The 12,048-nt window shown below is 30.6% G+C and carries 8 protein-coding genes and 1 riboswitch; of the genes, 5 read left to right on the forward strand and 3 right to left on the reverse strand.

The window, feature by feature from the left end:
• Positions 1 to 28: 28 nt before the first annotated feature.
• The gene (locus tag ACFO3U_RS02385; RefSeq protein WP_379738058.1) at positions 29 to 643 is read right to left on the reverse strand and encodes a deoxynucleoside kinase; all 615 of its coding nucleotides are present in this window, start codon (positions 641 to 643) and stop codon (positions 29 to 31) included.
• Complete coding sequence (locus ACFO3U_RS02390; RefSeq protein ID WP_379738060.1) at positions 643 to 1,431, reverse strand: hypothetical protein; 789 nt, start codon at positions 1,429 to 1,431, stop codon at positions 643 to 645. Before ACFO3U_RS02390 ends, ACFO3U_RS02385 begins: the two co-directional genes overlap by 1 nt.
• A gap of 188 nt (positions 1,432 to 1,619) precedes the next feature.
• Between ACFO3U_RS02390 and ACFO3U_RS02395 the strand changes: the two genes are divergently transcribed.
• On the forward strand, positions 1,620 to 2,522 hold the full coding sequence (locus tag ACFO3U_RS02395) for a GLPGLI family protein (protein WP_379738062.1): 903 nt from the start codon (positions 1,620 to 1,622) through the stop codon (positions 2,520 to 2,522).
• 32 nt (positions 2,523 to 2,554) lie between these two features.
• A complete protein-coding gene (locus ACFO3U_RS02400) occupies positions 2,555 to 5,272 on the forward strand; it encodes a carboxypeptidase regulatory-like domain-containing protein (RefSeq protein WP_379738064.1) in 2,718 nt (905 codons plus the stop codon).
• Positions 5,273 to 5,365: 93 nt separating this feature from the next.
• Here the strand turns inward: ACFO3U_RS02400 and metK are convergent, their stop codons facing one another.
• Positions 5,366 to 6,652, reverse strand: coding sequence for a methionine adenosyltransferase (gene metK, locus ACFO3U_RS02405; RefSeq protein WP_379738066.1), 1,287 nt, complete (start codon positions 6,650 to 6,652; stop codon positions 5,366 to 5,368).
• Positions 6,653 to 6,906: 254 nt separating this feature from the next.
• Here metK and ACFO3U_RS02410 point away from each other — a divergent pair, with 254 nt between their 5' ends.
• From ACFO3U_RS02410 to metH, 3 genes are all read left to right on the forward strand, one after another.
• The gene (locus ACFO3U_RS02410; RefSeq protein ID WP_379738068.1) at positions 6,907 to 7,806 is read left to right on the forward strand and encodes a T9SS type A sorting domain-containing protein; all 900 of its coding nucleotides are present in this window, start codon (positions 6,907 to 6,909) and stop codon (positions 7,804 to 7,806) included.
• A 206-nt stretch (positions 7,807 to 8,012) separates the two neighbouring features.
• A riboswitch (SAM riboswitch) is annotated at positions 8,013 to 8,133 on the forward strand.
• 93 nt (positions 8,134 to 8,226) lie between these two features.
• Entirely contained in the window at positions 8,227 to 9,216 is a 990-nt protein-coding gene (locus ACFO3U_RS02415; protein WP_379738070.1) for a homocysteine S-methyltransferase family protein, read from the forward strand.
• Between the two features lie 120 nt (positions 9,217 to 9,336).
• Entirely contained in the window at positions 9,337 to 12,012 is a 2,676-nt protein-coding gene (gene metH / locus ACFO3U_RS02420) for a methionine synthase (RefSeq protein ID WP_379738072.1), read from the forward strand.
• Positions 12,013 to 12,048: the final 36 nt, after the last annotated feature.

Consider the following 12,048-nt stretch of genomic DNA (forward strand, 5'->3'; position numbering starts at 1 on the left):
AAACCTCAATTAAGAGGCTTTCATTTGATTAAAATAATCCGTTTATTTCGGCATTAATTCTGTTGACGATTTCTCCTAAATCTTCTGGATTGTTTACATAATCCATATTGTCAACATCAATAATTAACAATTTTCCTTTATCGTATTTATGAATCCAAGCTTCGTATCTTTCATTCAATCGACTTAAATAATCAATAGAAATGGTGTTTTCATATTCTCTTCCTCTCATGTGAATTTGATTTACTAAATTCGGAATTGAACTTCTCAAATATATTAATAAATCGGGTGGGCCAACTAATCCTTCCATCAAATCAAAAAGCGAGCTATAATTGTTAAAATCTCTATTGGTCATTAAACCCATAGCATGAAGATTGGGTGCAAAAATATGTGCATCTTCATAAATAGTTCGGTCTTGAATGATTTTTTTGCCACTTTCACGTATTTGTAATACTTGACGAAAACGACTATTCAAGAAATAGATTTGTAGATTAAAACTCCAACGTTCCATTTGGTGGTAGAAATCGTCTAAATATGGATTGTCTACTACATCTTCATAATGAGGTTCCCACTTAAATTGTTTGGCTAATAACTTGGTCAAAGTCGTTTTACCTGCTCCAATATTTCCTGCTATTGCTACGTGCATTATGGTAAATCTATTTTATAATTAATAATTTGATTGTCTGTAAAAATAGATAAAATTCCGTTGTTAAAGAAAAATTTCTCAAAGCTTTTTTTATTTATATCAATTTTTTGTGCTGATGGCTTATTAGTGTTGTAATAGTATATTTTTTGGTCTTTAGAATAGATTATTTTATTATTATCAATTATTTGAATGCTATCATATTCTGGTATTTTTCCAATGTTTTTTATTTTTCCAAAAATAGAAATAGAGAAAAAATCAAGTTCTTTTGTAATCCAATAAAAATTATTATAATCACTACTATACTCTTTAATTTCTGTATTCAATGGAGTAGAAATAATTTTATTGATGTTTGATTTAAAATTATACAAACTAATTTTTTGCAAAAAACCATCATATAACCAAACTTGGTTTTGACTTGCCAATCCAAAAGCTTCAATTTTGATGGGAGTTTCAAATTTGTTTCCGTAGATTTTCTGCGTTTCATTTAATTGATTGTCCAGTAAAACTAAAGCATTAAAATCTTCATAAAACACAACTAACTGCAATGGATTAGTAATGCAAATTTTTTCAATGTTTCCTAATGATAGATTTTGATATTCATATTCTTGATCTGCGCTCTTTTTTTTAATAGCATTTTTATATATAAAATAATCGTTTTTTAAATTGTCTTTACCAATATATTCATCTACTTTAAACTTTGTAGAATCTAATTGTTGAATAGAAACATATTCTTGAGACCAAGATGTAATATTTAAAAGTAAACTAAAAAAAAGAATGAAATTTCTCATTTATTTTAAAACTCAATTAAACCTTTTCAAAAATTGAAAGTCTAAAGATAATGTTTTAACACAACATTTTGATTTATAGTTGTAACAAATTATATATTTATAAGTCTAAACAATAAGAAATTATTTAACATTTAGTAAATGCAAGGATATTTTCTTTTAGGATTCTAACATAAGTAAACCATTTTAAAATGAAAAATACAATTTTAGTAGCGTTACTTTTAGTAACAACATTGATTCAAGCGCAGGATTTCCAAGGAATGGCTGTTTATGAGTCAAAAACAAGTACATCTGAAATAATGAAAAATATTGGAGGAAACAGAGAAATCACTCCAGATATGAAAGCAAGTATTGAAGAACGTATGAAAAAAATGTTCGAAAAAACATTTATTTTAAATTTCGATAAGTCAGCTTCAATTTATAAAGAAGAAGAAAAGTTAGACGCTCCTGGTCAAAATGGTGGTGGAGGAAGAATGATGACATCTATGATGGGTGGTGGAGGAACTCAATACAAAAACGTAAAAGAAAAGATGTATTCGGTTGATAAAGAGTTTTTTGGTAAAGAATTTTTAATTAAAGATAGTTTACCAAGTTATAAATGGCAAATGACTGCTGAAACAAAAAAAATTGGAGAATATATTTGTTACAAAGCAACAGCTGTTGTGGCAACTGACCCAACTGATTTTAGAAATTTCAGAATGCGTGGAGGAGATAAAGAAAAAGAGGAAAAAGAAAAAGCAGCAAAAGCAAAAGATTCTACAGATGCAAATAAGAAAACTAACTTTATGCAAGATGTTGAACAAATAAAAGAAAAAACAATTACCGCTTGGTATGCTCCAGAAATTCCTATTAATCAAGGACCAGATAAATATTGGGGTTTACCAGGTTTGATTTTAGAAGTTAATGATGGAACTACTATCATTTTATGTTCTAAAGTTGCATTAAATGTTAAAGATAAAGCAGAAATAAAAGCACCTAAAACAGGAAAAGTTGTGACTCAAAAAGAATATGATGAAACTGTCACAAAGAAAATGGAAGAGATGAGAGAAATGTATGGTGGTCAACGTGGTGGTGGAAGAGGAAGAGGTTTCTAATTTTAAACTAAAAACAAACTAAACAGAACTTGATGAAAAAAATACTTTTCATTTGCATTTTGGCATTTTCAATAAATGCTATGTCTCAAAATATTCGATTTGAAGGAACGGTTAAAGATACAACAGGTGTTGCCTTAGAAATGGCAAATATAATGGCTATCAATAACAACACAAAAGCGATGGATGCTTATGCTATTACTAACGATGCCGGAAAATACCAACTTAATCTTAACGCAAACACACCATATACTCTAAAGATAAGTTATATTGGTTATGAATCACAGGAAAAACAAGTAACTACTTCTGACAAAGCAATGAATTATAATATTATTCTAAAAGAAGGTAATTTATTGAAAGAGGTTGAATTAGTTTATGAAATGCCAGTTTCAATTTCTGGAGATACCATTATTTATAATTCAGATTCATTTACCAATGGAACAGAACGAAAATTAGAAGATGTTCTTAAGAAGCTTCCGGGAGTTGAAGTTGATAATGATGGAAACATAACTGTTGAAGGAAAATCGGTTCAAAAAGTAATGGTGGAAGGAAAAGATTTTTTTGATGGTGATACTAAAATTGCAACTAAAAATATTCCTGCAAATGCCTTAGATAAAATTCAGGTTTTAAGAAATTATAATGAGGTCACTAATTTAAAAGGATTAGAAAATAACGAAGAAAATGTAGCTTTAAACATCAAATTAAAAGAAGGTAAAAAAAACTTTTGGTTTGGAGATATAACTGCTGGAGCTGGAGCTTGGGATACAGAAGACAGATATTTGGTTAATCCAAAATTGTTCTACTACAACCCAAAAATCAGTATAAATGTAATCAGTAATTTTAACAATATTGGAGAATTGCCTTTAACAACAAGAGACTACTTTAGGTTTACGGGTGGATTTAAAAATATGATGCGAAAAGGAGGTTCTAATTTCAATGTATCTTCTAATGATTTAGGAATTGGAAACTTAAACAACAATCAAGCAGCGAATATTGACACCAAATTTGGAGCTGCTAATTTTAGTTATAACCCAACAAAAGCTTTAACATTTAGTGGTTTTGGAATAGTTTTAGGAAATAAAACACAAACAATTACAAACACAGCAACTGAAAGACCAGAGCCATTACAAGATGAAACAAGACAAGATGTTTCAAATCAATTAAGTACGCAGACTTTGTTGAAGTTAAGCACTAGTTATGTTCCTTCAGATAAATTACATATTGATTACGATGCTTTAGTTAAGTTTTCGGACCAAAGAGAAGACCAAACTTTATTTTCTTCTTTATTGTCAGATATTAATACCAATAAAACACAAAATCCTTTATCGGTAAATCAAAATTTCAATTACTATTATACTTTAAATGACAAAAATGTTTTTGCCTTTGAATTACAACATTTGTATCAAGAAGAAGATCCTTTTTATAATGCAAATTTAGAATTTCAACCTTTCTTGTTTTCAGGTTATGACGGAACTCAAGTCAGAAATAATCTCAATCAAAACCGTTTTGTAAAAACAAATAAATCAGATGCTAAATTTGATTATTATTATATGTTGACACCAAAAAGCAATATTAATCTAACTCTAGGAAACACTTATTCATACCAAAATTTTGATTCAAGTATTTTTCAAATTTTAGACAATGGAACTACAAATGATTTAACAGCTGCAGAGAACACTAATAATGTAGATTATGCTTTCAATGATGTTTTTTTAGGATTACATTATAAGTTCATAAAAGGTAAATTTACCGTTACACCAGGATTTAGTGTTCACAATTATTCGACAAAAGACAATCAATTAGGAACTTCAAATAGTATGAATTTCACAAGATTATTGCCAGATGTTTATGCCTTGTATCAAATAAAAAAATCAGAAACCCTTACCTATAATTTTACTTTACAAAATAACTTCACAGATATTACTAAGTTAGCTGAAGGGTATGTCTTTTCAAATTATAACAGTTTGTTTAGTGGAAATAGAAATTTAGAAAACTCTCTTTCACAATCACATAGTTTGAGATATTTTAAATACAACATGTTTAATTTTGAAAATATTTTCGGATTTTTAAATTATACAAAACAAGTTGATGCTATTAAAAGTAGAGCTTTGTTGTCTGCTTCAGGAGCAAACCAAGCTTCTTCTTCAGTTAATATTGGTTCAAATTTCGCTGACGAAACTATTTCAGGGGCTTTTAACTACGGACGATCATTTGCTAAATATTATAAAGCTTCTGCTGGTTTAAATATGAATTGGAGTAAATTTAACAATATTAGAGTTTTTCAAGATAGTGATGCTGATCCGAATAATAATCCTTCAGAAATTCAAACCACAGAATCATTTACACAAAGTTATAATGTGAAGTTTTCTACAAATTATAAAACGATTCCAAATTTATCATTAGGATATGGTTATACAATTAATGATAACTTTTCTGATACATTTTACACTGATAGTCCAACGATTGGTTTAGAATATTATTTCTTAGATGCATTTTCTTTTGTTTCTGATTATAGTTTTTACCACAATAGAAATAAAGATAAATCTATTGATACCGAATACGATTTCTTAAGTGCAAGTTTAATCTATCAAAAGAAAGACAGCAAATGGGAATACAAGTTATCCGGGACAAATTTGCTAGAAACAAGAGCATTAAACAGCAATAGCTTCAATCAAATTGCTGGAACAAGTACCTTTTCAAGTTATACAGTTCAGCCAAGATATATTATTTTGAGTTTGAAATATAATTTGTAATAGAAATTATAATCCATAAAAAAACCTGATTCTTTAATTTGAATCAGGTTTTTTTATTTTTTGTCATTCTGAATTTAGTTCAGAATCTAACTATTATAATCCAAAAGCGGTTTTCACTTGATCTACATGGTCTAATTTTTCCCAAGTGAATAATTCAACAGTAACTGTTTTATCTTCACCATTTGGCAAACTAAATGTTTTGGTTACAGTTTCAGGAGTTCTTCCCATGTGACCATAAGCTGCAGTTTCACTATAAATAGGGTTTCTTAATTTTAAACGTTGCTCAATAAAATAAGGTCTCATGTCAAAAATTCCTTCTACAACTTTGCTTATTTCTCCATCAGTCATGTTAACTTTTGAAGTTCCGTAAGTGTTTACGTTGATTGAAGTTGGTTTGGCAACTCCAATAGCATAAGATACCTGAACTAAAACCTCTTCACACAATCCAGCAGCTACTAAATTTTTAGCAATGTGCCTTGTTGCATAAGCAGCAGAACGGTCTACTTTACTTGGATCTTTTCCAGAAAAAGCACCACCACCATGAGCTCCTTTTCCTCCATAAGTATCAACAATAATTTTTCTACCTGTTAAACCAGTGTCACCATGAGGTCCACCAATTACAAAAACACCAGTTGGATTTATATGATAAGTTATGTCATCATTAAATAAATGAGCATATTGAGGATATTTTGCTTTAATTCTAGGAATTAATATGGAAACTAAATCACTTTTAATTTTAACCAACATTTCATCATTTGCAGCATCTTTATCTGCTTTTGAATTAGATTTAGGTTTAACAAAGTCATCATGTTGAGTTGAAATTACAATCGCATCAATACGAACAGGTTTGTTGTCGTCAGAATACTCTAAAGTAACCTGAGATTTCGCATCTGGACGTAAGTAAGTTATTTCAGCATTTTCTCTTCTCAAATTAGCTAATTCGATTAACAACGCATGAGATAAATCTAAAGCCAAAGGCATAAAATTTTTAGTTTCATTTGTAGCATAACCAAACATCATTCCTTGGTCACCAGCACCTTGTTCTTCTTTACTTGCTCTATCAACACCTTGGTTAATATCAGCAGATTGTTCGTGGATTGCTGATAGAATTCCACAAGAATTTGCTTCAAACATGTACTCGCTTTTCGTGTAACCAATTTTCTTGATTACATCTCTTGCAATTTGTTGAACATCTAAATAAGTGTTTGATTTTACTTCACCAGCTAATATTACTTGACCTGTTGTAACTAAGGTTTCACAAGCTACTTTTGAATCCGCATCAAAAGCTAAAAAGTTGTCTATTAATGCATCACTAATTTGATCCGCAATTTTGTCTGGATGTCCTTCACTAACAGATTCAGACGTAAATAAATATGCCATACTATAAATTATTTTATATTATTATGGAAAATTAAGAATGAAAAGTTCGCGTAAAAATACTAAAGGAGTAATTCTGCTTTAGCATTTTTTAACGAGGTTGCAATCAGTCAAATTTTTCCTCTTTTGTTTAAGACTGCAAAGATATAAATGTTTTGTTTAAGACTGCAAATTAATTGTTAAAAAATAAAATAATAGTTTTTTTGTTTATTAATTTATTAATTTTAGGTCATTATTAACCAAATAAAAAACTTATTATGAAAAAAACTTTACTTTATGTAGCTCTCTTTTTTGCAGGGCTTTCTAATGGACAAAACATTATTGCAGAAGGGTTTGATACCTTTGCTAATTTATCAACTGCTGGTTGGCTTTCAACTAATCAAAGTTCTCCTTTAGGAGCTTCGACTTGGGCACAAGGTGGTGGAACTGCATTTTCAGGTGGTGGTCAAGCAGGTGGTGCCACTTCTTTTACTTTGTGTAATTTTAACAGTGCAACAGGAGCAGGAACAATTAGTAATTGGTTAATAACTCCTGAATTAAATCTTCAAAACGGAGATGTTATTACTTTTTATGCAAGAAAAGGAGGTACAGGTACAGGAACAATCTTTCCTGATAGATTAGAAATGCGTTTAAATTCAAGTGACATGACTTCTGCAGGAACTCCTTCTGGAGCAACAAGTGTAGGAGCTTTTACAACTTTAGGAGTTTCTGTTAACCCTAATTTAACAACAACGGGATTTCCTTTTACTTGGACGCAATATTCATATACAGTTGCTGGATTAACAGGTGTAGTACCTTGTAAAATTGGCTTCAGATATTATGTTATTGATGGAGGTCCAAATGGTTCTAATTCAGATATTATAGGTATAGATACTTTTTCAGTAGACAGACCAGTTGCAAGCACTCAATCATTTTTTGCAAATAATTTCTCAATTTATCCAAACCCTGCAAACAATGTTTTAAATTTATCTGTTAAAAATGGTTTAATAGTTGATGAAATTACTATGGTAGATATTAATGGAAGAACAGTTAAAACAATTAATAATACTTTAGATTCTGAAATGGAAATCAATGTTTCAGATTTAACTTCTGGAGTTTACATGTTAAATGTTAAAACAGATGAAGGTGTAGCAACATCTAAATTTGTGAAGAATTAAAAACTTATATATTTTTTTAGAAAGGTCAGAATTAATTTTCTGACCTTTTTTATTTTGCAAACAGTCTATTTTGTAAAAAATAAATCATTAAATATGAATATATGTAGAAAAATAATTTATTTAAAACATTTATTTATAATTTTTTCGGAAAATATTTCTATTTTGTTTTTTTCTTTATATCTTTGCCCTGTTAATAAATATAATGATTGTTATCACGAAAGCTGGAGAGATTAGACTCGATGAAAGCTTAGCAACCCTATTCTTGTAGAAGGTGCTACATTCTATTCTTTATCCTGAATTTTTTCAGGATTTAGAAAAAGATAACTCAACGAAATTCTTTTCAGTTTCTTGATAACATGTTATAAAAAACAATTACCAAATTTGTAAAAGTCATACAAACTTAGTGGTTAAATCAAAAATATGTCAAAAATAAAAGAAGCTATAAAAAAAAGAATCCTTGTCCTAGATGGAGCAATGGGAACAATGTTGCAACGCAATAATTTTTCAGAAGAAGATTTTCGCGGTTCACGTTTCAAAGATTTTCCACATCCTTTAAAAGGAAATAACGATTTACTTTCTATAACTCAACCCGAAGCTGTAAAACAAGTACACCGTTTGTATTTTCAAGCTGGTGCCGATATTGTTGAAACCAATACGTTTTCTGGAACAACAATCGGAATGGCTGATTATCATTTAGAAGATTTAGTTTACGAATTAAACTATGAATCAGCTAAAATTGCTCGTGAGGTTGCTGATGAATTTACAGATAAACCAAGATTTGTTGCCGGTTCAATCGGTCCAACAAACAGAACAGCATCCATGTCTCCAGATGTAAATGATCCAGGTTTTAGAGCTGTAACTTTTGATGATTTAAGAATTGCCTACAAACAACAAATTGAAGCTTTAATTGATGGTGGTTGTGATGTACTTTTAGTAGAAACAATTTTCGATACTTTAAATGCAAAAGCAGCTCTTTTTGCAATCGAAGAAGTTAAAGAAGAAAGAAATATCGATATTCCAATTATGGTTTCAGGAACAATTACTGATGCTTCTGGAAGAACACTTTCAGGTCAAACCGTTGAAGCTTTCTTAATTTCAATTTCACACATTCCATTATTAAGTATCGGATTTAATTGTGCTTTAGGTGCAGATCAATTAAAACCTTATTTAAAACGCTTAGCTCATAATACACAATTGAATATTTCAGCTCATCCAAACGCTGGTTTACCGAATGCTTTCGGACAATACGATCAAACTCCTGAAGAAATGCAGGCTTTAATTCGGGAATATTTACAAGATAATTTAGTAAATATTATTGGTGGCTGTTGTGGCACAACTCCAGAACACATCAAACTAATTGCAGAAGTTGCCAATGAATTTAAACCTAGAGGAATAACCGTAGAAGTCTGATTACAATGAAAAATAAAATAATAAACACCAAAAAAAGATTACAAAATAAATGGCAAAATTTTAGAACAGATTTTAAATTGTTTTACAAAGAAGTCAATAAGCATTACAAGAGAATAAGCGATGAGTTATAAAGCCAATAAATTTCTTCTATTATCAGGATTAGAACCTTTAATCATAACTCCAGAAACCAATTTTGTTAATGTAGGTGAACGAACCAATGTGACAGGCTCACGTAAGTTTCTTCGATTAATTAAAGAAGAAAAATACGATGAAGCTTTGGAAATTGCTCGTGCTCAAGTAGAAGGTGGAGCTCAAATCATCGATATCAATATGGATGAAGGAATGCTTGATGGAGTTTATGCCATGACAAAATTCCTAAATTTAATAGCAGCAGAACCAGACATTGCTCGTGTTCCAGTGATGATTGACAGTTCCAAATGGGAAATCATAGAAGCTGGATTGAAAGTAGTTCAAGGAAAGGGTGTTGTGAATTCAATTTCACTAAAAGAAGGAGAAAAAGTTTTTATTCATCATGCCAAGTTGATAAAAAAATATGGTGCAGCGGTAATTGTAATGGCTTTTGATGAAGTTGGTCAAGCGGATACTTACGAAAGAAGAATTGAAATTTGTAAAAGAAGTTATGATGTTTTAGTTGATAAAGTGGGATTCCCTGCTCAAGACATCATTTTCGACCCCAATATTTTTCCAGTTGCCACTGGAATGCACGAACATAAATTAAACGCACTAGATTTTTTCAGAGCCACAAAATGGATTCGCGAAAATTTACCTTATGCTAATGTTTCTGGTGGTGTAAGTAATGTTTCATTTTCTTTCAGAGGAAACGACAAAGTTCGTGAAGCTATGCATTCGGCTTTTCTTTATCATGCCATTCAAAACGGTATGACCATGGGAATCGTAAATCCTGAAATGTTAGAGATTTATGATGAAATTGATAAGAATTTATTAGAACACGTTGAAGATGTTTTATTAAATAGAAGAGAAGATGCAACGGAACGACTTTTAGATTTAGCCGAAAGTTATGTTGGAGAAACAAAATCAAATGAAAAAGTTATTGCAGAATGGAGAAGTGGTTCTGTCCAAGAAAGATTAACACATTCATTGGTTAAAGGAATCGATGAATTCATAGAAATTGATGTTGAAGAAGCACGTTCAAATTCAGCTAAAGCCATAGAAGTTATAGAAGTTAATTTAATGGCAGGAATGAATGTCGTTGGAGATTTATTTGGAAGTGGAAAAATGTTTTTGCCACAAGTAGTAAAGTCGGCTCGTGTTATGAAAAAGGCTGTGGCTTATCTTTTACCTTATATTGAAGCTGAAAAAACTGGAAATTCATCAAGTGCTGGAAAAGTCTTAATGGCAACCGTAAAAGGTGACGTACACGATATTGGAAAAAATATAGTTGCTGTAGTTTTAGGTTGTAATAATTTCGAAATTATCGATTTAGGAGTTATGGTTCCACCTGAAAAAATCATTGAAGCTGCAGTTCGTGAAAATGTTGATATAATTGGACTAAGTGGATTAATCACACCATCATTAGACGAAATGGTTTATTTAGCCAAAGAAATGGACAAATTAAACATCAAGATTCCAATTATGATTGGTGGTGCAACAACTTCTCGTGCTCACACAGCAGTAAAAATTGCACCTGAATACAAAGAAACAGTAGTTCACGTGAATGATGCTTCTAGAGCTGTGACAGTTGCCAGTAACTTATTGCAAAAAGAAACCAAAGAAAATTACGTAAAAGCCATTCGTGAAGAATATGACAATCTTCGAGAAGGTTATTTAAATAGAAGTCGTGATAAAAATTATCTTTCCATTGAACAAGCTCGAAAAAATAAATTGCAATTAGATTGGACTAATTTTAAACCTGCAAAACCTAATTTCATTGGAACAAAAACTATTGATGTTGAACTTTCTGAATTAATTTCATATATCGATTGGACACCGTTTTTTCAATCGTGGCAATTGTTTGGAAAGTTTCCTAAAATTCTAACCGATGAGGTAGTTGGAACAGATGCAACTAATTTGTACAATGATGCTTTATTCATGTTAGATAAAATTGTTGCAGAAAAGTGGTTTACAGCCAAAGGAATTCTCGGAATTTTTCCAGCTAATCAAATCAACGATGACGATATTGAACTAATAACTAACAACCAACAACCAACAACTTTTTTAACTCTACGTCAACAATCTCAAAAAACAGCTGGAGCACCAAATATTGCTTTAGCAGACTTTATTACACCAAAAGATTCAGGGATTCAAGATTATATAGGTTGTTTTTGTGTCACAACTGGTTTTGGAGTAGACGAAAAAGCTAAAGAATATGAAGAGCAATTAGACGATTACAATTCCATTATGGTAAAAGCATTAGCCGATAGATTAGCCGAAGCTTTTGCGGAATATTTACATCTAAAAGTTCGAAAAGAAATTTGGGGTTATGCTTCCGATGAAAACTTAAATAATTTTCAATTAATTAAAGAAGAATACAAAGGAATTCGACCAGCACCAGGTTATCCAGCTTGTCCAGACCATTTGGAAAAACCAACCATTTGGAAATTATTAAATGTAGCAGAAGAAATCGGAGTAACCTTAACGGAAAGTATGGCCATGTGGCCAGCTTCATCAGTTTCAGGATATTATTTTGCCAATCCAGCAAGTAAATATTTTGGATTAGGAAAAATTAAAGAAGATCAAGTAATAGATTATGCCAAACGTAGAGGAATTTCAACAGAAGTTGCCACAAAATGGCTCGCACCAAATATAGCAGATTAAAAATAGTTGATGGTTTATAGTTGTTAGTTAATGGAA

The sequence above is a fragment of the Flavobacterium ponti genome, assembly GCF_042652765.1.
In the GTDB taxonomy this organism is placed as follows: Bacteria; Bacteroidota; Bacteroidia; order Flavobacteriales; family Flavobacteriaceae; genus Flavobacterium; species Flavobacterium ponti.

What these genes read in the sequence shown, in the direction of transcription:
- ACFO3U_RS02385 (WP_379738058.1), bottom strand. Translation starts at nt 643, where the DNA reads ATGCACGTAGCAATAGCAGGAAATATTGGAGCAGGTAAAACGACTTTG.
- ACFO3U_RS02390 (WP_379738060.1), bottom strand. Translation starts at nt 1,431, where the DNA reads ATGAGAAATTTCATTCTTTTTTTTAGTTTACTTTTAAATATTACATCT.
- ACFO3U_RS02395 (WP_379738062.1), top strand. Translation starts at nt 1,620, where the DNA reads ATGAAAAATACAATTTTAGTAGCGTTACTTTTAGTAACAACATTGATT.
- ACFO3U_RS02400 (WP_379738064.1), top strand. Translation starts at nt 2,555, where the DNA reads ATGAAAAAAATACTTTTCATTTGCATTTTGGCATTTTCAATAAATGCT.
- metK (WP_379738066.1), bottom strand. Translation starts at nt 6,652, where the DNA reads ATGGCATATTTATTTACGTCTGAATCTGTTAGTGAAGGACATCCAGAC.
- ACFO3U_RS02410 (WP_379738068.1), top strand. Translation starts at nt 6,907, where the DNA reads ATGAAAAAAACTTTACTTTATGTAGCTCTCTTTTTTGCAGGGCTTTCT.
- ACFO3U_RS02415 (WP_379738070.1), top strand. Translation starts at nt 8,227, where the DNA reads ATGTCAAAAATAAAAGAAGCTATAAAAAAAAGAATCCTTGTCCTAGAT.
- metH (WP_379738072.1), top strand. Translation starts at nt 9,337, where the DNA reads ATGAGTTATAAAGCCAATAAATTTCTTCTATTATCAGGATTAGAACCT.